General features: G+C 53.9%; 23 protein-coding genes. 3 read left to right on the top strand and 20 right to left on the bottom strand.

What is annotated here, in order from left to right; all coding sequences use genetic code 11:
• Positions 1 to 19: 19 nt before the first annotated feature.
• From pncC to mltB, 5 genes are all read right to left on the bottom strand, one after another.
• Positions 20 to 529 (bottom strand): nicotinamide-nucleotide amidase, encoded by a 510-nt coding sequence (pncC, locus tag MUA00_RS13745; protein ID WP_271123594.1) that lies wholly within the window; start codon positions 527 to 529, stop codon positions 20 to 22.
• 130 nt (positions 530 to 659) lie between these two features.
• Positions 660 to 1,538 (bottom strand): metal ABC transporter substrate-binding protein, encoded by an 879-nt coding sequence (locus MUA00_RS13740; protein ID WP_271123593.1) that lies wholly within the window; start codon positions 1,536 to 1,538, stop codon positions 660 to 662.
• Positions 1,535 to 2,419 carry a metal ABC transporter permease gene (locus MUA00_RS13735; protein ID WP_271123592.1) on the bottom strand — a complete coding sequence of 295 codons (885 nt, stop codon included), beginning with the start codon at positions 2,417 to 2,419 and terminating at the stop codon, positions 1,535 to 1,537. Before MUA00_RS13735 ends, MUA00_RS13740 begins: the two co-directional genes overlap by 4 nt.
• Positions 2,416 to 3,111: a metal ABC transporter ATP-binding protein gene (locus MUA00_RS13730; RefSeq protein WP_271123648.1), complete on the bottom strand. Its 696-nt coding sequence runs from the start codon at positions 3,109 to 3,111 to the stop codon at positions 2,416 to 2,418. Before MUA00_RS13730 ends, MUA00_RS13735 begins: the two co-directional genes overlap by 4 nt.
• Before the next feature lie 251 nt (positions 3,112 to 3,362).
• Entirely contained in the window at positions 3,363 to 4,439 is a 1,077-nt protein-coding gene (mltB, locus tag MUA00_RS13725) for a lytic murein transglycosylase B (RefSeq protein WP_271123591.1), read from the bottom strand.
• Positions 4,440 to 4,688: 249 nt separating this feature from the next.
• Between mltB and mutS the strand changes: the two genes are divergently transcribed.
• Positions 4,689 to 7,250 (top strand): DNA mismatch repair protein MutS, encoded by a 2,562-nt coding sequence (gene mutS / locus MUA00_RS13720; RefSeq protein WP_271123590.1) that lies wholly within the window; start codon positions 4,689 to 4,691, stop codon positions 7,248 to 7,250.
• Between the two features lie 83 nt (positions 7,251 to 7,333).
• Here the strand turns inward: mutS and rpoS are convergent, their stop codons facing one another.
• The 12 genes from rpoS to cysD form a co-directional block, all read right to left on the bottom strand.
• Positions 7,334 to 8,326 carry an RNA polymerase sigma factor RpoS gene (gene rpoS, locus MUA00_RS13715; RefSeq protein ID WP_121264162.1) on the bottom strand — a complete coding sequence of 331 codons (993 nt, stop codon included), beginning with the start codon at positions 8,324 to 8,326 and terminating at the stop codon, positions 7,334 to 7,336.
• Positions 8,327 to 8,385: 59 nt separating this feature from the next.
• Positions 8,386 to 9,516 (bottom strand): murein hydrolase activator NlpD, encoded by a 1,131-nt coding sequence (nlpD, locus tag MUA00_RS13710; RefSeq protein WP_333780877.1) that lies wholly within the window; start codon positions 9,514 to 9,516, stop codon positions 8,386 to 8,388.
• 104 nt (positions 9,517 to 9,620) lie between these two features.
• Positions 9,621 to 10,250 carry a protein-L-isoaspartate(D-aspartate) O-methyltransferase gene (locus tag MUA00_RS13705; protein ID WP_271123588.1) on the bottom strand — a complete coding sequence of 210 codons (630 nt, stop codon included), beginning with the start codon at positions 10,248 to 10,250 and terminating at the stop codon, positions 9,621 to 9,623.
• On the bottom strand, positions 10,241 to 11,005 hold the full coding sequence (surE, locus tag MUA00_RS13700; RefSeq protein WP_271123587.1) for a 5'/3'-nucleotidase SurE: 765 nt from the start codon (positions 11,003 to 11,005) through the stop codon (positions 10,241 to 10,243). Before surE ends, MUA00_RS13705 begins: the two co-directional genes overlap by 10 nt.
• The gene (gene truD / locus MUA00_RS13695; RefSeq protein ID WP_271123586.1) at positions 10,986 to 12,032 is read right to left on the bottom strand and encodes a tRNA pseudouridine(13) synthase TruD; all 1,047 of its coding nucleotides are present in this window, start codon (positions 12,030 to 12,032) and stop codon (positions 10,986 to 10,988) included. Before truD ends, surE begins: the two co-directional genes overlap by 20 nt.
• Positions 12,032 to 12,511, bottom strand: coding sequence for a 2-C-methyl-D-erythritol 2,4-cyclodiphosphate synthase (gene ispF, locus MUA00_RS13690; RefSeq protein WP_271123585.1), 480 nt, complete (start codon positions 12,509 to 12,511; stop codon positions 12,032 to 12,034). Before ispF ends, truD begins: the two co-directional genes overlap by 1 nt.
• On the bottom strand, positions 12,511 to 13,221 hold the full coding sequence (gene ispD / locus MUA00_RS13685) for a 2-C-methyl-D-erythritol 4-phosphate cytidylyltransferase (protein WP_271123584.1): 711 nt from the start codon (positions 13,219 to 13,221) through the stop codon (positions 12,511 to 12,513). The genes ispF and ispD overlap by 1 nt, the downstream gene beginning before the upstream one ends.
• Positions 13,222 to 13,240: 19 nt before the next feature.
• A complete protein-coding gene (ftsB, locus tag MUA00_RS13680; protein ID WP_271123583.1) occupies positions 13,241 to 13,555 on the bottom strand; it encodes a cell division protein FtsB in 315 nt (104 codons plus the stop codon).
• Positions 13,556 to 13,737: 182 nt separating this feature from the next.
• The gene (locus MUA00_RS13675; RefSeq protein ID WP_271123582.1) at positions 13,738 to 14,061 is read right to left on the bottom strand and encodes a DUF3561 family protein; all 324 of its coding nucleotides are present in this window, start codon (positions 14,059 to 14,061) and stop codon (positions 13,738 to 13,740) included.
• A 52-nt stretch (positions 14,062 to 14,113) separates the two neighbouring features.
• The gene (gene cysC / locus MUA00_RS13670) at positions 14,114 to 14,719 is read right to left on the bottom strand and encodes an adenylyl-sulfate kinase (RefSeq protein ID WP_271123581.1); all 606 of its coding nucleotides are present in this window, start codon (positions 14,717 to 14,719) and stop codon (positions 14,114 to 14,116) included.
• Positions 14,719 to 16,146: a sulfate adenylyltransferase subunit CysN gene (gene cysN, locus MUA00_RS13665; RefSeq protein WP_271123580.1), complete on the bottom strand. Its 1,428-nt coding sequence runs from the start codon at positions 16,144 to 16,146 to the stop codon at positions 14,719 to 14,721. The genes cysC and cysN overlap by 1 nt, the downstream gene beginning before the upstream one ends.
• Positions 16,147 to 16,156: 10 nt before the next feature.
• On the bottom strand, positions 16,157 to 17,065 hold the full coding sequence (gene cysD, locus MUA00_RS13660) for a sulfate adenylyltransferase subunit CysD (RefSeq protein ID WP_271123579.1): 909 nt from the start codon (positions 17,063 to 17,065) through the stop codon (positions 16,157 to 16,159).
• Between the two features lie 271 nt (positions 17,066 to 17,336).
• Between cysD and MUA00_RS13655 the strand changes: the two genes are divergently transcribed.
• Positions 17,337 to 18,377: an aminopeptidase gene (locus MUA00_RS13655; RefSeq protein WP_271123578.1), complete on the top strand. Its 1,041-nt coding sequence runs from the start codon at positions 17,337 to 17,339 to the stop codon at positions 18,375 to 18,377.
• Positions 18,378 to 18,412: 35 nt separating this feature from the next.
• Here MUA00_RS13655 and cysH read toward each other — a convergent pair whose 3' ends face one another.
• The 3 genes from cysH to cysJ form a co-directional block, all read right to left on the bottom strand.
• Positions 18,413 to 19,144, bottom strand: a complete 732-nt coding sequence (gene cysH, locus MUA00_RS13650) for a phosphoadenosine phosphosulfate reductase (RefSeq protein WP_271123577.1) — start codon at positions 19,142 to 19,144, stop codon at positions 18,413 to 18,415.
• Positions 19,145 to 19,255: 111 nt separating this feature from the next.
• Complete coding sequence (gene cysI / locus MUA00_RS13645; protein ID WP_271123576.1) at positions 19,256 to 20,968, bottom strand: assimilatory sulfite reductase (NADPH) hemoprotein subunit; 1,713 nt, start codon at positions 20,966 to 20,968, stop codon at positions 19,256 to 19,258.
• On the bottom strand, positions 20,968 to 22,773 hold the full coding sequence (gene cysJ / locus MUA00_RS13640; RefSeq protein ID WP_271123575.1) for an NADPH-dependent assimilatory sulfite reductase flavoprotein subunit: 1,806 nt from the start codon (positions 22,771 to 22,773) through the stop codon (positions 20,968 to 20,970). The genes cysI and cysJ overlap by 1 nt, the downstream gene beginning before the upstream one ends.
• Before the next feature lie 310 nt (positions 22,774 to 23,083).
• Here cysJ and queD point away from each other — a divergent pair, with 310 nt between their 5' ends.
• Positions 23,084 to 23,446 (top strand): 6-carboxytetrahydropterin synthase QueD, encoded by a 363-nt coding sequence (queD, locus tag MUA00_RS13635; RefSeq protein ID WP_271123647.1) that lies wholly within the window; start codon positions 23,084 to 23,086, stop codon positions 23,444 to 23,446.
• Positions 23,447 to 23,483 lie beyond the last annotated feature (37 nt).

The following is a 23,483-nucleotide window of genomic DNA, read 5'->3' as shown; positions in this document are numbered from 1 at the left end:
AGCCAATTATACTGTATGGTCATACAGTATCAAGCTTATTTTTTAGAAATTCTTCCCACAGGGTTTGCAGGGCATATTCTGTCGACTTGCGCCGTACCGTATCACGGTCGCCTTCGAAAAGTTGCTGGCGAGCGATAGTGCCTTCAGCCTTTGAAGCAAAGCCAAACCATACCGTACCCACTGGTTTTTCTTCGCTCCCGCCATTTGGCCCGGCGATCCCGCTTACCGCGACCGCATAGTCTGCACCCGCCGCGTAAAGCGCGCCCTGGGCCATTTCCCGCACCACCGCTTCGCTCACCGCGCCATGGGTTTCCAGCGTGCCGCTGTCAACGCCGATCATCTGATGCTTGGCGTCATTACTGTAGGTGACAAAGCCGCGTTCAAACCAGGCGGAACTGCCCGACACATCGGTGATAACTTTGGCTATCCACCCGCCAGTACAGGATTCTGCCGTGGTGATGGTGGCGCCCAAATGCCCAAGCGCTTCGCCCACCTGATGGCTTAATTCACGCAACGTTTTCTCTGTCATGGCTTGCTCCGATTGTAGACATATCACCGATTATCACGATAGCACTTTAGCGCATTTTCAGGGCATTACATCAAGAAGGTCGAGGCGGCTTCCAGGAATGAAAAAGGCCAGCAAATGCTGGCCGGAGGGATTATTTCATGCTGCTGGCGATCGTTTCCACATTATGTTTAAACGCCATTTCATAGGTGCTGGCAGGGCCACCCGCAGGCGACAGGGCTTCAGGATAAAGCTCCCCACCCGGCTGCGCACCGCTGGCTTTAGCAATCTGCTGCACGAGACGTGGATCGGTCTGATTCTCAATAAAATAGGTTTTGATGTGCTGTTCTTTGAGCTGCTTAATTAAGGCTGCGACATCGCTGGCGCTGGCTTCCGCCTCAGTAGAAAAGCCCACTGGTGAAAGGAACGTTACGCCATAAGCCTTACCGAAATAACCAAAGGCATCATGACTGGTCAATACATGGCGGCGCGCTTTGGGAATGGCTTCAAAGCGCGTTTTAGCCCAGCTATCAAGCAATTTTAAACGCGTGACGTATTCAGTTCCTGTCTGACGGATCGCCGGCGCGTCTTCCGGGTCGGCAGCTATTAGCGCCTTCATTATATTATCAGCGTAAATTGCGCCGTTTTCAGCGCTGTTCCATGCATGTGGATCGGTGATCGTTTTGCCCTCTTCTTCCATGCTGCGAGTGTTCACGCCCTGAGAAGCAACAATCACTTTACCTTTAAAACCTGAAGCGCTTACCAGCCGATCCATCCATCCTTCCATGCCTAGCCCGCTGACTATAACGACATCCGCATGACTTAACGCCACGCTGTCTTTTGGCGAAGGTTCAAAGCTGTGCGGATCGCCATCCGGCCCAACGAGACTGGTGACGGTAACTTGCTCACCTCCCACCTGCTTTGCCATATCCGCCAGCACGGTAAAACTGGTTACTACATTCAAATTCTTCGCCAGTGCTGCCTGAGAGAAAACTGCCAGAATCAACGGCAGAGCAATTCCAAAACGTTTCATTTAACCCCCTTGCTGATTAATAAGCCGCCCCGGTATAAACTCCAGGCTAAGCCACTACGTGAACCAAATAAAATCGATACGAAAAACGCGCCGCTTGCTGTCAGTACGATGGCGGGCCCGGCAGGAAGCGCTGCATAAAATGACCACGCCAGCCCGAGCCATGCGCAAAACAGGCCGCAAAGCACAGCAATGGCCATCGTGCCCGGCAACGTTTTTGCCCAGCAGCGGGCAGATACTGCAGGCAGCATCATTAACCCCACTGACATCAACGTCCCGAGGATTTGAAAACCGGCTACCAGATTCAACACCAGCAAAGCCAGAAACACGCCGTGCAGAAGATGCGGCGTCAGGCGGCTGTTTACGCGCAAGAAAGTACGGTCGAAAGTTTCCATCACAAAGCCGCGATAAAGCAGTGCCAGCAGTAGTAACGTCACGCTGGCGATAATGCCCACAAAGACCGTGGCCGGGCTGTCGATGGCAAGAATAGAGCCGAAGAGCAAATGCAGCAGGTCGACACTGGATCCTCGCAGTGAGATTAACGTCACGCCAAGAGCGAGCGACCCAAGGTAAAAGCCTGCAAAGCTCGCATCTTCCTTAAGTTTGGTATGAGCGCTTACCAGGCCTGAAATCAGCGCGACCAGTACACCTGCGACAAATCCGCCGATCCCCATTGCCACCAGCGACATTCCCGCCAGTAAATATCCCACCGCTACGCCCGGCAAAATGGCGTGTGATAACGCATCGCCAACCAGGCTCATGCGACGCAGCAAAAGGAAAATACCCAACGGAGCGGTGCTCAGCGAAAGCGCCAGGCACGCCACTAGCGCGCGACGCATAAAACCGTAATCGACAAAGGGTTCAATTAAGACGTGATAAATCATGCGGATAACGCCAGATTTAAGCTTGTGGGTTGATAATAAGGCAGAATTTCTGAGGCTTTTCCCCAGTGGCAGCATTCCGGGCCGAGCAATAAAACCTGTGGGAAGTGACGTTTCACCAGCGCGTTGTCGTGCAATACCGCGATAACCGTTTGCCCGGCATCGTGCATCTGACAAATCAGGTCCATCAGGAAGCGGCTTGTTTGCGCATCAACGCCGGTAAAGGGTTCATCCAGCAGAACCAAAGGCGCGTTCTGAACAAGTAATCTTGCAAAAAGCATGCGCTGAAACTGCCCGCCAGAAAGCGTTTCGACAGGCTGATTGTGAAGCTTACCCAGCCCCACACGCTCGATAGCTTCGCAAATGCGCAGGCGATGCTGGCGATTAATTCCAGAAAACAGGCCGCGTCCGGGCCAGCTTCCCATACACACCACATCATAAACCGACGCAGGAAACTGGCGATCCATCTCAGAAAGTTGCGGCAGCCAGGCAGCCCGGGGCGCAGAGCCTTCAGTGAAAGAGATATGCCCGGATACCGGGGGCTGCAACTGAATCAGCGTCTTCAATAGCGTGGATTTCCCCGTGCCATTAGCGCCAATGACGGCTGTCATACTGCCCGTAAGGAAAGTCCCGGACAGCGGCGAAGTTACCGCCCGGCCCCGGTAACCAGGCACCGCTTGCTTAAGAGTAATCATGGCAAGGCGATCGCCCAGAGAATGGCTAGCCACAAAAGTGACAGCGCAAACATAACAACGCCGAAACGTAGAGAAGCTGATGCGGTAAATAACGTGCGCAAAGGAAATGACGACATGACAAGCACCCAAAATGATTTGTTATAACATAACATAAATCACTCTGAGTGCATTGTAAATTACGGAGTTACGCTTCGCTTAAAACGAAGCTTTATACGCAAAAAAAGTAGCGGGCTGCTCACCCGCCGCACTGTTTACTGCACGCGGGCCAGCGCAACGGCCTGCCCCAACTGCCATACGGCCATCGCGTAATGCGTACTGTGGTTGTAGCGGGTAATCGCGTAGAAGTTTGGCAAGCCGTACCAGTACTGATATCGATCGCCCATATCCAGACGCAGCAGGCTGGCTTCCTGATGGTTACCCAGCGAACTTTGCGGGCTTAAACCGGACTGCTGCAGTGCGGAGACGGAGTACTTTGTATTGAAGCCGTTCGCCAGGCCCGGCACCTGACCGTTTGCCGGCACCGCCACCAAATCTCCTTTTACCCAGCCATGCCCTTTGAAGTAGTTGGCCACGCTGCCAATGGCATCTTCCGGATCCCACAGATTGACATGTCCATCGCCATTAAAATCAACCGCATACTCTTTGAAAGAAGATGGCATAAACTGACCATAACCCATCGCGCCCGCAAACGAGCCCTTAAGCGCCAGCGGATCGTCACCTTCATTACGCGCCATAAGCAGGAAGGTTTCCAGCTCACCGGCGAAGTATTGAGCACGGCGTGGATAGGCAAACGCCAGCGTAGAGAGGGCATCAATAATGCGGGTTTTGCCCATTACGCGGCCCCATCGGGTTTCTACACCGATAATCCCGACGATAATCTCTGGCGGTACGCCGTAAACCTGGAAAGCACGCTTGAGCGCGGCATCGTATTGGTTCCAGAACATCACGCCGTTTTGCACGTTATCAGGCGTAATAAATTTACCCCGATAGCGTAGCCATGCGCCGTTTGGTCCCGGAGGCGGTGCCGTGGTCGGCGCCTGCTGATCCATCAAACGCAGCACATAGTTGAGTTTTTTAGCCTGAGACAGCACTTCGTGTAGTTGCTGGCGATCAAAACCGTGCTTACTCACCATCTTATCGATAAATTTTTCGGCCTCAGGATTATACGCAAAATCCCCGGACTGCATGAAAACATCATGCTGCGGCTGAAGCAGGAAACCACCGGATGGCGTACCGGAAGTTTGCTGTATCTGCGCCTCGGTTTTCGGCTTGCTGCTACAGGCTGATAACAAAACAAGAAGTGGGAGTAACGCGGCTGAATAACGCATGTGCTGGGATGTCCATATGTGTGGCCAGAAAAGTGTATCTCTCATGGTAAATCAAAAACCCAGCGCTGGTAACAGACTCTGCGAGGTATCGCGAAGTTTTCCTGCTTGCGGGCAGTGTGCCGCCGCAATGTTCTGTGGTGTAATAGAAGGACTTTTACCGGGCAATAATATTTGTGAAAAGCGAGAAATTTCAACAACAATAAATCATCACAATGCCCATTAATTCAAAGGATTAGAAAGACAGACATTATGAGTAATATGGATAATTTAGATTCCCATACGCCGATGATGCAGCAGTATCTGCGCCTGAAAGCGCAGCACCCTGAGATCCTGCTTTTTTACCGCATGGGCGACTTTTACGAGCTATTTTATGACGATGCGAAACGCGCATCGCAGTTGCTGGATATCTCCCTGACTAAACGCGGCGCTTCTGCAGGCGAACCTATCCCGATGGCGGGGGTGCCGCATCACGCCGTAGAAAACTATCTGGCGAAGCTGGTAAATCTTGGTGAGTCCGCCGCCATTTGCGAGCAAATTGGCGATCCGGCCACCAGCAAAGGACCGGTTGAGCGAAAAGTTGTACGCATCGTTACGCCCGGCACCATCAGCGATGAGGCTTTATTGCAGGAGCGTCAGGATAATCTGCTGGCCGCCATTTGGCAGGACAGCAAAGGTTTTGGCTACGCGACGCTGGATATCAGCTCCGGCCGTTTCCGCCTGAGCGAGCCAGAAGATGCCGAGACCATGGCTGCCGAGCTGCAGCGCACCAATCCTGCTGAGCTGCTGTATGCAGAAGACTTTGCACAAACTCGTCTGATTGAAGGCCGCCGCGGTCTGCGCCGCCGTCCGTTATGGGAATTCGAGATTGAAACGGCTCGTCAGCAGTTAAATATGCAGTTTGGTACGCGTGATTTAACCGGCTTTGGCGTTGAAAACGCTCATCACGCGTTATGTGCCGCCGGCTGTTTGCTGCAATACGTTAAAGATACTCAGCGCACTTCCCTGCCGCACATCCGGTCCGTCACCATGGACCGGCAGCAGGACAGCATCATTATGGATGCGGCAACGCGCCGAAATCTTGAAATAACCCAGAATCTCTCGGGCGGTTTTGAGAATACGCTCGCCTCGGTACTGGACTGCACCGTTACGCCAATGGGCAGCCGCATGCTCAAACGCTGGCTGCATATGCCGGTACGTAGCGTCGATGTGCTGCAAAAACGTCAAAGCACTATCGCCGCTCTCCAGGATCGCACGGCTGAAATCCAGCCGGTGCTTCGTCAGGTAGGCGATCTGGAACGTATTCTGGCGCGTCTTGCGCTACGTACAGCACGTCCGCGCGATTTAGCCCGCATGCGTTACGCTTTCCAGCAACTGCCTGAATTACGCGAACTGCTGGCCGATGTGCCAACAGACTATGTGCAAACGCTGCGTGAAAATATGGGCGAATTCACCGAGCTGCGTGAATTGCTTGAACGCGCGGTTATAGAGTCACCGCCTGTGCTGGTACGCGACGGCGGTGTCATTGCCCCAGGATATAACGAAGAGCTGGACGAATGGCGTGCGCTGGCAGATGGCGCGACGGATTATCTCGATAAACTAGAAATCCGTGAACGTGAAAAGCTGGGACTGGATACGCTGAAAGTCGGCTTTAACGCCGTGCACGGCTACTACATTCAGATCAGCCGCGGGCAGAGCCACCACGCGCCAATTCACTATGTCCGCCGCCAGACGCTAAAAAATGCCGAGCGTTATATTATTCCTGAGCTTAAAGAATACGAAGATAAGGTTCTGACTTCGAAAGGCAAAGCGCTGGCGCTTGAGAAACAGCTTTACGACCAGCTTTTTGACATGCTGTTGCCGCATCTTGAGGCGCTGCAAACCAGCGCTACTGCGCTTGCAGAACTCGACGTGCTGGTGAACCTGGCAGAACGTGCTTACAGCCTGAATTACACCTGCCCGCAACTTACCGATAAACCTGGTATTAAAGTGGTTGGCGGCCGCCATCCGGTTGTCGAAAAAGTGCTGAGCGAGCCGTTTATCGCCAACCCGCTGAGCCTCTCACCGCAGCGCCGCATGTTGATTATCACGGGCCCGAACATGGGGGGTAAAAGCACCTATATGCGCCAATCTGCGCTCATTGTGCTGCTTGCATATATTGGCAGCTTCGTGCCGGCGCAACAGGCTGAGATCGGCCCAATCGATCGTATTTTCACTCGCGTAGGCGCGGCGGACGACCTGGCATCCGGCCGCTCTACCTTTATGGTAGAAATGACCGAAACGGCCAATATTTTGCATAACGCTACAGAGCACAGCCTGGTGCTGATGGATGAGATCGGACGCGGAACCTCAACGTATGACGGCCTGTCACTGGCCTGGGCCTGCGCCGAAAACCTGGCAAACCGCATCAAAGCGCTGACGCTGTTTGCAACCCATTATTTCGAACTCACCACTCTGCCGGAAAAAATGGAAGGCGTTGCAAATGTGCATCTGGATGCGCTTGAACATGGCGATACCATAGCCTTCATGCACAGCGTGCAGGACGGCGCGGCAAGCAAAAGTTACGGTCTGGCCGTTGCCGCGCTGGCGGGTGTGCCGAAAGATGTCATCAAACGCGCTCGTCAAAAATTACGAGAGCTGGAGACGGTTTCCAATAACACAGCAGCTACCCAGGTAGACGGTACACAGATGTCATTGTTGTCAATTGCCGAGGAAACTTCCCCTGCGGTAGAAGCCCTGGAAGCGTTAGATCCGGATTCGCTGTCGCCAAGACAGGCGCTGGAGTGGATTTATCGTTTGAAGAGTCTGGTGTAGTCGTTCCCTTTCTCCAGCAAAGAGAGGGAAAAGGCATAAAAAAAGCGGTGATTTTAATCACCGCTTTTTATTTGAAGAGTCGATTATTCGCGGAACAGCGCTTCGATATTCAGCCCCTGAGTCTGCAAAATTTCACGCAGACGGCGCAGGCCTTCAACCTGAATCTGACGAACACGTTCACGAGTCAGACCGATTTCACGGCCCACATCTTCCAGCGTCGCCGCTTCATAACCCAGCAGACCAAAACGACGGGCCAACACTTCACGCTGCTTAGCATTCAGTTCAAACAACCACTTGACGATGCTTTGCTTCATATCATCATCTTGCGTGGTGTCTTCCGGGCCGTTGTCTTTCTCATCCGCGAGGATGTCCAGAAGCGCTTTCTCAGAGTCGCCACCCAACGGGGTGTCTACTGAGGTGATGCGTTCGTTGAGACGCAGCATACGGCTGACATCGTCAACTGGCTTATCCAACTGCTCTGCGATCTCTTCCGCGCTTGGCTCATGATCCAGCTTGTGGGAGAGTTCTCGAGCGGTACGCAGATAAACGTTCAGCTCTTTCACAATATGAATCGGCAGGCGAATCGTACGGGTTTGGTTCATAATTGCCCGTTCGATGGTCTGACGAATCCACCAGGTGGCGTACGTTGAGAAACGGAACCCGCGTTCCGGGTCAAACTTCTCTACCGCACGAATCAGCCCCAGGTTGCCCTCTTCAATCAGATCCAGCAGTGCCAGACCACGATTGCTATAACGACGAGCAATCTTCACCACCAGACGCAGGTTACTTTCAATCATACGTCGGCGGGAGGCGACATCACCACGCAAAGCGCGGCGAGCAAAATAAACTTCTTCTTCGGCTGTTAGTAATGGGGAGTAGCCGATCTCCCCAAGATAAAGCTGAGTCGCGTCCAACACACGCTGTGTAGCGCCCTGTGACAACAGCTCTTCTTCGGCAATATCGTTATCACTGGGCTCCTCTTCTACAAGGGCTTTTTCATCAAAAGCCTCAACTCCGTTCTCATCAAATTCCGCGTCTTCGGTTAACTCATTAACTTTCAGCGTATTCTGACTCATAAGGTGGCTCCTACCCGTGATCCCTGGGCAAAACACTTATGATGGAGTGCTTTGCCGGTTTATCGCTGCGGTAAGTAACGCAGCGGGTTTACGGATTTCCCCTTGTAACGAATTTCAAAATGCAATCTTGTTGAACTGGTTCCGGTGCTACCCATGGTAGCTATCTTCTGCCCCGCCTTGATTTCTTCTTGTTCCCGGACCAGCATTGTATCGTTATGGGCGTAGGCACTCAGGTAATCATCGTTATGTTTGATGATGATTAGATTACCGTAACCGCGCAGTGCGTTACCGGCATATACCACGCGGCCTGAAGCGGTCGCGACGATAGCCTGTCCTTTACTGCCCGCAATATCGATCCCTTTATTGCCACCCTCAGTAGCAGAGAAGTTCTCGATAATGTTGCCATCAGTCGGCCAACGCCAGGTAGAAATCGGCGCGCTATCGGACGTGCTGCTGGCAGTCGGTACGGTAGTCGTAGAGCTAATCACAGGTGCCGTAACCGGTGCTGTGACGGTTGTCGCAGTACCCTTATTATTCGGCAACATTTTGTTAGCACTCTGTTCACCTGAGTCTTCAGAATACGTAATTGTCGGTTTAGAAGCAACTGCGGTGCTTGAGTTTTGTGCAGCAGGATTGGTTATACCTTGCGCGCTTGCGTCGGCTGCCGTAACCGCATTTCCGCCGGTAATTGGCGTGCCGGATGCGTTGCCAACTTGCAGGGTCTGACCGACCTCCAGGCCATACGGAGCCGGAACATTGTTGCGCTGAGCAAGGTCACGGAAATCATTCCCGGTTATCCATGCAATGTAGAACAATGTGTCGCCGCGCTTCACGGTATAAGTGCTGCCGCCAGCGTAGCTGCCTTTCGGAATATTCCCATACTGACGGTTATAAACGATACGACCATTTTGAGTTTGTACTGGTTCTGACTGAACAACTGGCTGGGTTTGCATCGGCTGAATAACCGGCTGCTGTACAGGTTGTGTCTGTGGGGACTGGGCCGGCGTAGACATTTTAGGCGGCTGTGTCACTAACATCCCGCCAGATGCGCTGCTTCCCGCATTGTTGTTGCCACCGACCGAGCTGATGGGCGCCTGTGTATCATTGCTGCTACAGCCGGCCAGCCACAGGCTCACCAGCGATAACGCCGCCATACGGCGTAAAGTAAAAGTTGGGCTTCCCGCGCTCATGTATCCCCCGAAAATAAAAACAACTGCATGCTTATGAAGTACGGCAGAATTTGCGTTGGCTAGGTTACGCCACTCTCCTGATAAAAAAACAGGAAACGTCCAGGTTATGCCAGTTCGCCCTTCACTAAGGGTACAAAACGAACGGCTTCTACCGTATCAATAATGAATTCGCCACCGTGTCGACGAACGCGTTTTAAAAACTGGCGATCGTCGCCCACCGGAAGCACCAGAATCCCGCCTTCGTCCAACTGGCCCAGAAGCGCCGTTGGGATCTCAGGCGGAGCTGCCGTAACAATGATAGCGTCAAATGGCGCTCGGGCATGCCAGCCCTGCCAGCCATCACCATGACGGGTAGAAATATTATGCAGATCGAGCTGTTTCAGGCGACGCCTCGCGTGCCATTGCAGCCCTTTAATACGTTCAACTGAACAAACATGATGCACCAGATGGGCAAGGATCGCCGTCTGATATCCCGAACCTGTACCGATTTCCAGCACTCTCGATTCCGGCGTCAGTTCAAGTAATTCGGTCATGCGTGCAACCATATACGGCTGCGAAATAGTCTGTCCTGAGCCAATCGGCAATGCCGTATTTTCCCAGGCTTTGTGCTCAAACGCTTCGTCGACAAATTTTTCCCGCGGCACCTGCGCAATGGCATTAAGGACCTGTTCGTCTTTAATGCCCTGGGCACGAAGCTGTGTGAGAAGAGCTTCTACGCGTTTGCTCACGACCATTGCCCGGCGACTCCCGCTTTGGTTAACCAGGAACTCACGACGTCATGCACGCCGTGGGCGGTTAAATCGACGTGCAATGGCGTCACCGAAACGTAACCTTCATCAACGGCCGCAAAGTCGGTATCCGGGCCTGCATCGAACTTGTCGCCAGGAGGACCAATCCAGTACAGCGTGTTGCCACGCGGATCTTCCTGTGGAATGACTTTATCTGCCGGATGGCGACTGCCGCAGCGCGTCACCCGAATGCCCTTTATTTCATCAAGCGGCAAATCCGGCACATTAATATTAAGGATGCGCCCGGTTCGCAAAGGCTCTCGGGATAAAGCGCGCAGAATTGAACAGGTAATGGCAGCGGCGGTGTCATAATGTTGATAGCCGTTTAGCGAAACGGCCAGCGCCGGGAAACCTAAATGTCGCCCTTCCATCGCGGCCGCAACGGTGCCGGAATAGATAACATCGTCGCCCAGATTAGGCCCCGCATTAATACCTGCAACCACGACATCCGGACGTGGACGCATCAAAGCGTTAACGCCAAGGTAAACGCAATCGGTCGGCGTGCCCATTTGCACGGAAATATCGCCGTTTGGCAGGGTAAAAGTACGCAGGGAAGATTCAAGCGTCAGCGAGTTTGATGCACCACTGCGATTACGATCCGGCGCCACGACCTGCACCTCTGCAAATTCTCGCAGCCGCTTAGCCAGCGCCTGAATGCCCGGCGCATGGATCCCGTCATCGTTACTCAGCAATATTCGCATAGTCACCCGGCGTATTCATAAGTTCCCTTACAACACTGGTGGCGAAGCTCCCGGCCGGCAGCCAAAAGCTCACCTCAACCGTCACATCATCCCACCAGTTCCAGCGTAATTCTTCTGGTTTTACCAACATGGCGCGGCGAGCCGCTTCCACGCGCTCACGCGTCAATAAGGATTGCAAATCAGTTTCTTCTGCAACGCTGCGTTGTTCAAATTCCAGCGCGGCATTGAGCGTTCCCCACGCGCCATCGCCCGGTAACGGCGCCGTAATCAGCAATTCACCGTTATCCACACGTTGTTGTAAAACAGGGAGTTCTTCGCTTGTCGCCACAAACCAGCTACCGCGTCCTGCCAATTGTAGCGCATCGCCATCAACAACTTGATTAAAGTCTGTTTTTTTCAGTCTAAGGCTAACAATTTGATTAAACAACGCGCTGCGGGCCGCCGACAAATAAAAACTGCGTTTATTGCGATCGCGCAGCGGTGAATTATTTTGCGCCCAGCGACGCGCCTGATGCAGGTTGTTGCCGCCAATGCCGAAACGCTGGCTGCCGAAATAGTTCGGCACGCCCTCTTTTAAAATCGCGTTTAGACGCTGTTCAAGCTCTTCGCGGTTGCTTACTTCACGCAGCACCAGAGTAAAATTATTACCCTTAAGCGCGCCAGTCCGCAACTTGCGACGATGACGGGCATACTCCAGAACCTCACAGCCTTCCAGCTCAAAAGCGCTCATATCCGGCATTTCTTTGCCCGGCAGACGCACGCAAAACCATTGTTCGGTAACCGCGTGTTTGTCCTTCTGCCCGGCAAAACTTACCTCGCGCGCATGCACTTTAAGAAATTTCGCCAGCGCATCCGCCACAAAACGCGTATTGCAGCCCTTCTTCAGGATGCGCAGCAGCAGGTGCTCTCCATCGCCGTCAGGCCCAAAACCGAGGTCTTCAATCACCACAAAATCTTCCGGGCTGGATTTTATTAACCCGGTCCCTTCTGGCTTGCCGTGCAGCCAGGTCAGGTTTTGCATATCCATTACGCGCGAACCTTATGCAGTAACGCGACTGCCTCACAGGCGATGCCCTCGCCACGTCCGGTAAACCCGAGCTTCTCCGTGGTGGTGGCTTTGACGTTTACATCGTCCATGTGGCAACCAAGATCCTCGGCGATAAATACACGCATCTGCGGAATATGCGGAGCCATTTTGGGAGCCTGGGCGATAATCGTCACATCAACGTTACCGAGCGTATAACCTTTAGCCTGAATACGACGCCAGGCCTCGCGCAGCAGTTCGCGGCTGTCCGCGCCTTTGTAAGCCGCATCGGTATCCGGGAACAGTTTGCCGATATCACCAAGCGCTGCGGCACCGAGCAGAGCATCGGTTAATGCGTGCAGCGCAACATCGCCATCAGAATGGGCCAGTAACCCTTTTTCGAACGGAACACGCACGCCGCCAATGATAATTGGGCCGACGCCCCCGAAAGCATGTACATCAAAACCATGTCCGATACGCATTATAAATTCTCCGTGTGGGTTAACCGCGTGAGGTAAAACGCCGCGAGTGCCAGGTCTTCTGGACGAGTAACTTTTATATTATCGGCACGGGCGCTGATTAATTCCGGATGGAAACCGCAATATTCAAGCGCAGAGGCTTCATCGGTAATCGTTGCCCCCTCGTTCAGCGCGCGAAGCAGACAGCTTCGCAGCAGTTCGAGCGGGAACAGTTGAGGAGTCAGCGCGTGCCAGAGGTCTTCGCGCTCGACGGTATGAGCAATAAGGGGTTTGCCTGGTTCGCCGCGCTTCATGGTATCGCGCACCGGCGCCGCCAGAATGCCGCCCACTTTGCTGGTATGCGTAGTAGCCAGCAAGCGCGCTAAATCATCCTGATGCAGGCAAGGACGAGCCGCGTCATGCACCAGCACCCATTCTGCTTCTCCTGCGGCCTGCAGGCCTGCAAGCACTGAATCGGCGCGTTGCCCTCCCCCGATCACAGCGGTGACGAGCGGGTTTGAGGCCAGCGGCAGTGAGGCGAATCTGGAATCTCCAGGGCTGATGGCGATGATGACGTGGCTGACTCGCGGATGAGCCAACAAGCTCGCAACAGCATGTTCAAGAATGGTTTTATTGCCGATTTCCAGGTATTGCTTTGGACATTCCGTTTGCATGCGGCTGCCGATTCCGGCCGCCGGCACCACGGCAATTACGTCCGGGGAGGAGTCTGCCATGTATTATCACTTACGCTGATTATCGAATATTCTGCGCGGCATTATTGCCTGCGCGCTTAGAAGTGTCAGGTACCAGGCGGTAAAAGGTTTCACCGGGCCTGGTCATGCTCAACTCGTTGCGTGCGCGCTCTTCAATGGCTTCCTGGCCGCCGTTAAGATCGTCAATCTCAGCAAACAACTGATCGTTGCGTGCTTTAAGTTTGGCATTGGTCGCCTGCTGCGCAGCCACGTCCTCATTAACGCGCGTGTAGTCATGTACACCGTTTTTTCCGAACCACAGCGAATACTGCAGCCAGACCAACAAGGCCAGCAATAGCAGCGTTAGTTTACCCATCCCGCCCCCTGAAAAACGGCACAATCATCCCACAACTGTATGTCGGACTCCACTCGGTTGCCCTTGTGGGTCGTCGAATTTGCGGCAGAATTTATCACAAATCGCGCCGACATGCGCGCTTGCAGGAGGTTTAGCTTACATCGGGACATGATAACGCTGTTCAGTTTCATTCAGGGACGGCGTTAACCCATCAGCCACATAAATAAAACACCGAACATCAGCGCCACCGTCAGCAAGGTTGCAACGCAGCTATAATGCAGCCGTCCGCGCGCCAGGGAGTGTAGCGCAATGCCAACAACAACGGCGACGGGCATCAGCGCAAGAAAGAAGGGCCACGTATACAGGAAGAAAAACAGCGTGTTAGGGCCATATACCAGGAAGGGAATACCCAGCGCCAGCAGCCACGACAAAAAGCCGATGAACGCGCCTGGCAAGGACCAGGTGGTATCTTCGGCTGACGGGCTGGGTTCAGCCTGTGTGATAACGATGTTCGAGCTGTTGCGCATAACGAATCCGGTGACCTGAGTGACCAGACGCGGTTATGCGCCTGGTCCTGTCTTAGGATTTGATAATATCGTCACGACGCAGCAGGTCTAATAATTGCGCAATCAAATTTGTTACCAATTGTTCGCCGTCTAAGTGAATTTCTGGCTCACGCGGTGACTCATATACCGCATCAATACCGGTAAAATTGCGCAATTCGCCAGCGCGAGCTTTTTTATACAATCCCTTTGGATCGCGCGCTTCGCAAATCTCAAGAGGCGTATCGACAAAGACTTCAATAAACCGCCCTTCCCCGATACGCTCGCGCACCATTTGCCGTTCTGCGCGATGCGGAGAAATAAAAGCCGTCAGCACGACCAGCCCGGCATCCACCATCAGGCTGGCGACTTCGCCTACGCGACGGATGTTTTCTTTACGGTCTTCATCGCTGAAGCCCAAATCGCTGCACAACCCGTGGCGCACGTTATCGCCATCAAGCAGATAAGTGCTCACGCCCAGCTTATGTAGCGCCTCTTCAAGCGCGCCGGCCACGGTAGATTTACCGGAGCCGGACAAGCCGGTGAACCACAGCACCGCGCCACGGTGCTGATGGAGTTGTTCACGCTGCTGTTGCGTAACGGGATGAGGATGCCAGACGACGTTTTCGTCGTGCTCAGCCATTACTTGCCTCCCAGCAAATCACGGGCGCCCCAATGCGGGAAGTGGCGACGGACCAGAGCGTTTAGCTCCAGCTCAAACGCGCTGTAAGCGGAAGGCTCTTGCCAGACCTCTTCCTGCGGCTCGCGCACCATACCAGCTCCCACGGTTACGTTGGTCAGGCGGTCAATGAAAATCAGCCCGCCGGTGACCGGGTTTTCCTGGTATTTATCCAGCACAAGCGGCTCGTCAAAGGTCAAATCAACCAGCCCGATACCGTTAAGCGGCAGGTTTTCCACCAGGCGTTGCGTCAGCGTGTTGATCTCAACCTGATGGTGAATATTATCAACGCGCGCGCGGGTCTTCTTGCCGGCAACTTTAATATCGTAACTTTGCCCCGGCACCAGCGGCTGTTCCGCCATCCACACCACATCAACTTTCGCAGTTTGCACCGCCGGATGCGTGTCGCTTGCGTCCACAAGCAAGTCGCCACGGCTGATGTCGATTTCATCTTTCAGCACTAAAGTGATCGCTTCGCCCGCAGCAGCTTGTTGCAAATCTCCATCAAACGTTACGATTCGCGCAATCGCGGACTCGACGCCAGACGGTAGCACTTTCACCCGCTGCCCGACTTTTACCGAACCAGAGGCAAGCGTGCCTGCGTAACCGCGGAAATCCAGATTCGGGCGGTTTACGTACTGCACCGGGAAGCGCATCGGCTGCTGATCCACGATTCGCTTCACTTCTACCGTTTCCAGCAGTTCCAGAAGCGTAGGCCCGGTGTACCACGGCATATTTGCGCTTTGCGTCGCCACGTTGTCGCCTTCGAGAGCGGAAAGCGGCACAAAGCGAATATCCAGATCCGACGGTAGCTGTTCGGCAAACGTCAGGTAATCCTGTTTGATTTGCTCGAACGTTTCTTCGCTAAAGCCGACAAGATCCATTTTGTTAACGGCCACAACCAGATGCTTGATCCCCAGCAAAGTGGAAATAAAGCTGTGGCGACGAGTTTGATCCAGCACGCTCTTACGCGCGTCGATAAGCAGGATCGCCAGCTCACAGGTGGAAGCGCCGGTGGCCATATTACGGGTGTACTGCTCGTGCCCCGGCGTGTCGGCAATAATAAATTTACGCTTTTCGGTGGAGAAATAGCGGTACGCCACGTCGATAGTAATACCCTGCTCACGCTCGGCCTGCAGGCCGTCCACCAGCAAGGCCAGGTCAAGCTTTTCGCCCTGAGTGCCGTGGCGTTTGCTGTCGGTATGCAGCGAGGAAAGTTGGTCTTCGTAGATCTGGCGCGTGTCGTGCAGCAGGCGGCCAATCAGCGTGCTTTTGCCGTCATCCACGCTGCCGCAGGTCAGGAAGCGCAGCAGGCTTTTGTGTTGCTGAGCGTGCAGGTAAGCTTCGACGCCGCCCTGCTCCGCGATTTGTTGTGCAATTGCGTTATTCATTGTGCGGTCCTCAGAAGTACCCTTGACGCTTTTTCAGTTCCATCGAACCGGCCTGATCGCGGTCGATCGCTCGTCCCTGACGCTCGCTGGTAGTGGAAACCAGCATTTCTTCGATGATTTCCGGCAGCGTTTGCGCTTCGGATTCAACGGCGCCGGTCAATGGCCAGCAGCCCAGCGTACGGAAACGGACCATTTTCTGTTCGATAACTTCGCCCGGCTGCAAATCAATGCGGTCGTCATCAACCATCAGCAGCATGCCGTCGCGCTCCAGAACCGGGCGCGGCGCGGCAAGGTACAAAGGAACAATCTCAATATTTTCCAGATAGATGTACTGCCAGATATCCAGCTCGGTCCAGTTGGAGAGCGGGAACACGCGGATGCTTTCGCCTTTGTTAATCTGGCCGTTGTAGTTGTGCCAAAGTTCGGGACGCTGATTTTTCGGGTCCCAGCGGTGGAAACGGTCACGGAAGGAATAAATACGCTCTTTAGCGCGCGATTTTTCCTCGTCACGGCGAGCGCCGCCGAAGGCCGCATCAAAACCGTATTTGCTCAGCGCCTGCTTCAGCCCTTCGGTTTTCATAATGTCGGTGTGTTTGGCGCTGCCGTGAACAAACGGGTTGATGCCCATCGCCACGCCTTCCGGGTTTTTATGCACCAGCAGCTCAAAACCGTAGTTTTTCGCGGTGCGGTCACGGAATTCGTACATTTCACGGAATTTCCAGCCGGTATCCACATGCAGCAGCGGGAACGGTAACGTCCCCGGATAAAAGGCCTTACGAGCCAAATGCAACATCACCGAGGAATCTTTGCCGATCGAATACATCATCACCGGATTGGAAAATTCGGCTGCGACCTCGCGGATAATATGGATGCTTTCAGCCTCCAGTTGCCGCAAGTGAGTGAGTCGTTTTTGGTCCATAACCTTCCCTTAAAGCTGCGAATGGCACGGCGGGTCATGGCCTGCCGTTTAAATGAAATTAAAAGGGACTATAAGACGCGGGTATATTTCTTATGAAATTACGAATTGGAATGACTAGTTCCGTAAAGGAATAACGCCGTAGATTTGCAAATCACAAAATGTGCTTAACGGGCTATTTATCGGGGCTTTAGGAGGATTTGGAATTGTGTAACCCACGTCACAGTTTCATACTACGCAGGCAAAAAATTACTGATAATAAAAAGGACTCACTATGTTTTCCGCAGTGCGCCGCTCCGCTATTTGTCTGGCGCTTGGCGTAGGTTTCACATTTTCCGCATGGGCTGCTCCCGCACGCCTGGGTGAAACTGCTGATTTACAGACTCGCCACATCGCCACCGTATTTCCTGGGCGAATGACCGGCAGCCCGGCCGAAATGTTAGCCGCAGATTACCTCCAGCAGCAGTTCGCTCTTTATGGCTATCAAAGCGACATTCGCCGCTTTAACACGCGCTATCTCTACACCACCAAAGACGGCCACCAGAACTGGCACAACGTCAGCGCAAGCCAGGTGATTGCCGCGCGCGAAGGTAAAGTTCCGCAGCAGATTATTATCATGGCGCACCTGGATACCTACACGCCGTTAACGGATAACGACGTGAACGATAATCTCGGCGGGCTGACGCTTCAGGGCGTGGATGATAACGCCTCGGGCCTTGGCGTCATGCTGGAGCTGGCGCAGCGCCTGAAAACGGTACCGACACGCTACGGCATCCGTTTTATCGCCACCAGCGGCGAAGAGATTGGCTCACTCGGCGCGGAAAATATCCTCAAGCGCATGAGCGAGAGCGAAAAGAAAAATACCCTGCTGGTGATTAACCTCGATAACCTGGTCACCGGCGATAAGCTCTATTTTAACAGCGGTAAAAACACGCCTGCGGCGGTGCGCAAGCTCACCCGCGATCGGGCGCTGAAGCTCGCTCGCCAGTTGGGTATTAGGGCTGCGATGAACCCAGGGCTGAATGCAAAATATTCGAAAGGCACCGGCTGCTGCAACGACGCCGAACCTTTTGATAAAGCAGGCATTCCCGTGCTGTCGGTAGAATCCACTAACTGGTCGCTGGGCGAAAAAGACGGTTATCAGCAGCGCGCAAAAAATAAAGCGTTCCCGAAAGGAACGAGCTGGCATCAGGCAACGCTCGACAACCAACAATATCTGGATAAATGGCTGCCGGGACGCATTGAGAAACGCAGCCACGACGTGGTGCGCGTGATGTTGCCATTGCTTAAAGAACTGGCTAAAGCGGGGAAATAAATCTATTCCCCACCACAGTGGGGAATAGATTTACTTTACTCGTGCAGACCGCACTCGCGCTTCAGCCCAAAGAAGCGCGTCTCTTCTTCTGCCATGCCCGGTTCCCACTTCCTCGTAGTGTGAGTATCGCCAACCGACAAATAACCTTGATCCCACAGCGGATGATATTTCAGGCCCTGTTCGGTGAGGTACTGGTAAACCGTGCGATTATCCCAGTCGATGATCGGCAGAATCTTAAATACGCCGCGCTGAATCGCCAGCACCGGCAGGTTTGCCCGGCTGCCGGACTGCTCACGGCGCAGACCCGCAAACCAGGTTTGCCCGCCCAGTTCCTGCAAGGCGCGGTTCATCGGCTCAACTTTATTGATCTCGTTGTATTTCTCAATACCTTCAACGCCCTGCTCCCACAGCTTGCCGTAGCGTGCTTCCTGCCATGCCGCGCTTTCCTTCGCGCTGAACACTTTCAGATTCAGCTTCAGCTTGTCCGTCAGCTCATCAATAAACTGATAGGTTTCCGGGAACAGATAGCCGGTATCGGTAAGGATCACCGGGATATCCGGACGCAGCCGGGTAACCAGATGCAGACTCACCGCCGCCTGGATACCGAAGCTTGAAGACAGCACAAACGCGCCGGGCAAATTTTCCAGCGCCCAGCCTACGCGTTCCTGCGCGCTGAGCTTTTCGAGCTGAGCATTTACCTCAGCCAGCGCCATCACGCGCTCAACCTTCGGTAACTCGTTCAGCGCTTTTAGATCGAGTACGGACATAGGTGCCTCGCTTATTTATTGAGATCGCGGTGGATGACGTTGCACTTATCCTCCCTACACGATCTGATTTTGTAGGGCGGGTAAGCGAATGCGCCACCCGCCGCTATATCATTAATCCCACAGATCCCGGGCCGGATCGAGCACCGGACGGATAATCCCGGCACGAATGGTGAAATCGCCGAAGCCTTCATTCTCTTCGCGCTCTTTCGACCAGCGACCCACCAGTTCATCAATCGATGCCAGAATCTCCGGCTCGGTAATATTTTCACGATACATGCGCGGAATACGCGTGCCGATACGGTTACCGCCGATATGCAGGTTGTAGCGCCCGGGCGCCTTGCCCACCAGGCCGATTTCCGCCAGCATCGCGCGGCCGCAGCCGTTCGGGCAGCCGGTTACGCGCAGGACGATGTTTTCCTCGCCCACGTGATGTTTTTCCATCACGTCTTCAACTTTAGTCACAAACTGCGGCAGGAAGCGTTCAGCTTCGGCCATCGCCAGCGGGCAGGTCGGGAATGCCACGCAGGCCATGGAATTTTCACGCTGGGGTTTCACCGCGTTCATCAGCCCATGATCTTTGGCGAGCTTCTCGATTTTTGCCTTTTCGCTTGCCGGCACGCCCGCCACGATCAGGTTCTGGTTTGCCGTCAGACGGAAATCGCCTTTGTGGATCTTCGCGATCTCCAGCAGGCCCGTTTTCAACGGACGGCCCGGATAATCCAGAATACGGCCGTTTTCGATAAACAGCGTCAGGTGCCATTTGTCGTCAATGCCTTTTACCCAGCCAATACGATCGCCGCGACCGGTAAATTCATAAGGACGGATCGGTTCGAATTTAATGCCAGCGCGACGTTCGACTTCCGCTTTAAACACATCCACGCCAACGCGCTCAAGGGTGTATTTGGTCTTGGCGTTTTTACGATCGGTACGGTTGCCCCAGTCGCGTTGTGTTGTCACAACGGCTTCCGCAACGGCAAGCGTGTGCTCAAGCGGGATATAGCCAAATTCGCTCGCGGTACGGGCGTAGGTCGCTTTGTTGCCGTGCTCGATGGACAAGCCGCCGCCCACCAGCAGGTTGAAGCCCACCAGCTTGCCGTCTTTGGCAATAGCGATGAAGTTCATGTCGTTGGCATGGAGATCCACGTCATTCTGCGGCGGCACCACAACCGTGGTTTTAAATTTACGCGGCAGGTAAGTCGCGCCCAGAATCGGCTCTTCGTCGGTGGTGGCTACTTTTTCCTGATCCCACCAGATTTCGGCATAAGCGCGAGTACGCGGCAGCAGGTGCTCAGAGAGTTTCTTCGCCCACTCGTAGGCTTCCTGGTGCAGCTCCGACTCAACCGGATTTGAAGTGCACAGCACGTTACGGTTTACGTCGTTTGCGGTCGCAAGCGCGTCCAGGCCCACTTCATGCAGCATCTCATGTGCCGGCTTGACGTTCTTTTTCAGAATGCCGTGGAACTGGAAAGTCTGGCGGTTCGTCAGACGAATACTGCCGTAGATGGTTTTGTCTTCGGCGAATTTATCAATGGCGCGCCACTGCTGCGTGGTGATAATCCCGCCCGGCAGGCGGCAGCGCAACATCATCGCATGGCGCGGCTCAAGCTTCTGTTCGGCGCGCTCGGCACGAATATCGCGGTCATCCTGCTGATACATACCGTGGAAACGGATGAGCAGGAAGTTGTCGCCCTTAAAGCCGCCGGTCAGCCCGTCCTGCAAATCCTCTTTAATGGTGCCGCGCAGGTAATTGCTTTCAAGCTTCAGGCGCTCGGCGTCAGCCAGTTTTCCTTCAACCACTAAGGGTCCAGGGTGTTTTTCGCTCATTAGTAAACATCTCGCTGATAACGGCGCTCAATGCGCAGCTCACTTAAAAATTCATCTGCCGTTTCGATATCCATGCCACCGAACTCGGCCACCACTTCCAGTAATGCCTGCTCAACGTCCTTCGCCATGCGATTGGCATCGCCACAGACATAAATGTGGGCACCTTCATTAATCCAGTTCCACAGTTCCGCGCCTTTTTCGCGCAGTTTATCTTGTACGTATATTTTATGTTGCTGGTCGCGAGACCAGGCGAGGTCGATATTCGTCAGCAGCCCGTCTTTGACGTAGCGCTGCCATTCCACCTGGTACAGGAAGTCTTCGGTAAAGTGCGGGTTGCCGAAGAACAGCCAGTTTTTGCCCGTTGCGCCGTCGTTTTCACGCTGCTGCATAAAGGCGCGGAACGGCGCGATGCCGGTGCCCGGGCCAATCATAATCACCGGCGTTTCCGGGTTGACTGGCAGGCGGAAGTTGTCGTTATGTTCGATGAACACGCGTACTTCGCCGTCTTCCTCAAGCCTGTCGGCCAGGAAGCCTGAAGCGCCGCCAGTGCGGGCACGGCCTTCAATTTCGTAACGCACAACGCCGACGGTAATGTGCACTTCGCTTTCCGCCTCAGCCTGCGAGGAAGCGATAGAATACAGGCGCGGCGTGAGCGGGCGCAGCAGCTCGATAAGCTGTTCGGCCGTCAGCTCAGCCGGAGCGTAGCGCACCATGTCGACAATCGGCGTGTTCTGGGCAAAATGCTGCAGTTTGGTTTTATCGCCTGCCAGATCCAACAGCGCTGCGCTGCGGGTAAGCTGGGCATATTTCTCAACGATATTTGTGGTATTGACGGTCAGCTCGAAGTGCCATTCCAGCGCTTCACTTAGCGGCAGCGTTTTGCCGTCGACCGTCACGCTTTCATCGCCTTTCAGCCACAGCAGTTCGACCAGCTCTTTTACCAAAGCCGGATCGTTTTGATACCAGACGCCAAGCGCATCGCCCGGCTGATAACGCAGACCGGAATCGCCAAGATCAATTTCAAAATGACGCACGTCTTTTTCTGAATCGCGACCGGTAATTTTTTGGTTAACCGCAAGCGTCGCGGTCAGCGGCGCTTCTTTGGTATACGGGCTGGTGAAGAGTTCGTTTACCACGCCGGTTGCGGTTACAGCGGCCTGGGCTGGCGTCTCCGCAGGGACGCGGGACTTCAGCAGCTCAACGATTTTGCCGCGCCATTCCTGAGCGGCAGGCTGGAACTCAACGTCGGAATCTACGCGATCCAGCAGGCGAACACCGCCCAGCTCCGCGAGTTTAGAATCGAAGTCTTTACCGGACTGGCAGAAAAATTCGTAAGAGGTATCGCCAAGGCTGAATACGGCAAACGCCGTATCGGTAAGTTTTGGCGCTTTTTTGGAGAACAGGAACTTGTGCAGCGCCACCGCTTCTTCCGGCGGCTCACCTTCACCCTGCGTTGAAGTCACGACGATTAGCAGTTTTTCCTGGGCGATTTGTTTGAATTTATAGTCGCCCGCATTGACCAGATTGACGTTCAGTTTTGCCGCCAACAGATCGTCCCGAAGCTGTTCGCTGACGCGACGCGCGTTGCCGGTCTGGGATGCGGAAATCAAAGTGATAACCGGCATTTCAGCCGCAGGCGGTTGTGCGGTAGCGACAGCTCCCGGTTGTTGATTAATCATTCCCCAGAAATAGCCGGATAACCAGGCCAGTTGCGTCTGCGAGAAGTCTGTTGTTGCCGCCTGGAGGCGTGCCAGTTGCTCCGGGGTGAGCGGCAGCAAAGCGGTCGGTGGGGCCTGAGTTGTCATGCTTGATTGGGTTCCAGTAGCAAAAGGTCCGTTTTGAATAGCGAACGAATAAACGGGAATAGCGTAAGGTTAACCAGCGGGATAATAACAATTAAAGAAGGGATGGAAATAACAAATAACCAAAATGACTAACCGCTTTTTCGGGTAATTCATAACATTAAAAGTGATTAATTAAGCCTTTGATATTAAATAATTTAATTCCTGAAAATCGCTAAAAGGCGGCGTTCAGGCAAAGATGATAGTTTTAGTTAATGCGCAAAATAATGGATTCCGGTACTATGCGGCGGTTTTTCGCCCTACTGAGACTGTGATAATGGCAACCACCCTGTTTAAAGATTTTACCTTCGAAGCCGCTCATCGCCTGCCGCACGTGCCGGAAGGCCACAAGTGCGGCCGCCTGCATGGCCACTCGTTTATGGTGCGCCTGGAAATCACCGGCGAGGTCGATCCTTATACGGGCTGGATTATGGATTTTTCCGAGCTAAAGGCGGCGTTTAAACCTACTTACGACAGGCTGGATCACTACTACCTGAATGATATTCCCGGCCTTGAGAATCCTACCAGCGAAGTGTTGGCAAAATGGATTTGGGATGAGATGAAACCGCTTGTGCCGCTGCTTTCCGCAGTCATGGTGAAAGAAACCTGCACCGCTGGCTGCGTCTACAAAGGTTAATTCGACTGCATGCTAAAAAGAAAGGCACCCCGGGGTG

This window comes from Dryocola boscaweniae (assembly GCF_025215095.1).
GTDB classification, from domain to species: Bacteria; Pseudomonadota; Gammaproteobacteria; order Enterobacterales; family Enterobacteriaceae; genus Dryocola; species Dryocola boscaweniae.
The sequence above is the reverse complement of the archived record's forward strand: the minus strand, read 5'-3'. Positions and strand labels throughout refer to the sequence as shown.

Excerpts from the sequence above, each read along its gene's own strand:
- pncC (WP_271123594.1), bottom strand. The coding sequence starts at position 529 with ATGACAGAGAAAACGTTGCGTGAATTAAGCCATCAGGTGGGCGAAGCG.
- MUA00_RS13740 (WP_271123593.1), bottom strand. The coding sequence starts at position 1,538 with ATGAAACGTTTTGGAATTGCTCTGCCGTTGATTCTGGCAGTTTTCTCT.
- MUA00_RS13735 (WP_271123592.1), bottom strand. The coding sequence starts at position 2,419 with ATGATTTATCACGTCTTAATTGAACCCTTTGTCGATTACGGTTTTATG.
- MUA00_RS13730 (WP_271123648.1), bottom strand. The coding sequence starts at position 3,111 with ATGATTACTCTTAAGCAAGCGGTGCCTGGTTACCGGGGCCGGGCGGTA.
- mltB (WP_271123591.1), bottom strand. The coding sequence starts at position 4,439 with ATGCGTTATTCAGCCGCGTTACTCCCACTTCTTGTTTTGTTATCAGCC.
- mutS (WP_271123590.1), top strand. The coding sequence starts at position 4,689 with ATGAGTAATATGGATAATTTAGATTCCCATACGCCGATGATGCAGCAG.
- rpoS (WP_121264162.1), bottom strand. The coding sequence starts at position 8,326 with ATGAGTCAGAATACGCTGAAAGTTAATGAGTTAACCGAAGACGCGGAA.
- nlpD (WP_333780877.1), bottom strand. The coding sequence starts at position 9,516 with ATGAGCGCGGGAAGCCCAACTTTTACTTTACGCCGTATGGCGGCGTTA.
- MUA00_RS13705 (WP_271123588.1), bottom strand. The coding sequence starts at position 10,250 with ATGGTCGTGAGCAAACGCGTAGAAGCTCTTCTCACACAGCTTCGTGCC.
- surE (WP_271123587.1), bottom strand. The coding sequence starts at position 11,005 with ATGCGAATATTGCTGAGTAACGATGACGGGATCCATGCGCCGGGCATT.
- truD (WP_271123586.1), bottom strand. The coding sequence starts at position 12,032 with ATGGATATGCAAAACCTGACCTGGCTGCACGGCAAGCCAGAAGGGACC.
- ispF (WP_271123585.1), bottom strand. The coding sequence starts at position 12,511 with ATGCGTATCGGACATGGTTTTGATGTACATGCTTTCGGGGGCGTCGGC.
- ispD (WP_271123584.1), bottom strand. The coding sequence starts at position 13,221 with ATGGCAGACTCCTCCCCGGACGTAATTGCCGTGGTGCCGGCGGCCGGA.
- ftsB (WP_271123583.1), bottom strand. The coding sequence starts at position 13,555 with ATGGGTAAACTAACGCTGCTATTGCTGGCCTTGTTGGTCTGGCTGCAG.
- MUA00_RS13675 (WP_271123582.1), bottom strand. The coding sequence starts at position 14,061 with ATGCGCAACAGCTCGAACATCGTTATCACACAGGCTGAACCCAGCCCG.
- cysC (WP_271123581.1), bottom strand. The coding sequence starts at position 14,719 with ATGGCTGAGCACGACGAAAACGTCGTCTGGCATCCTCATCCCGTTACG.
- cysN (WP_271123580.1), bottom strand. The coding sequence starts at position 16,146 with ATGAATAACGCAATTGCACAACAAATCGCGGAGCAGGGCGGCGTCGAA.
- cysD (WP_271123579.1), bottom strand. The coding sequence starts at position 17,065 with ATGGACCAAAAACGACTCACTCACTTGCGGCAACTGGAGGCTGAAAGC.
- MUA00_RS13655 (WP_271123578.1), top strand. The coding sequence starts at position 17,337 with ATGTTTTCCGCAGTGCGCCGCTCCGCTATTTGTCTGGCGCTTGGCGTA.
- cysH (WP_271123577.1), bottom strand. The coding sequence starts at position 19,144 with ATGTCCGTACTCGATCTAAAAGCGCTGAACGAGTTACCGAAGGTTGAG.
- cysI (WP_271123576.1), bottom strand. The coding sequence starts at position 20,968 with ATGAGCGAAAAACACCCTGGACCCTTAGTGGTTGAAGGAAAACTGGCT.
- cysJ (WP_271123575.1), bottom strand. The coding sequence starts at position 22,773 with ATGACAACTCAGGCCCCACCGACCGCTTTGCTGCCGCTCACCCCGGAG.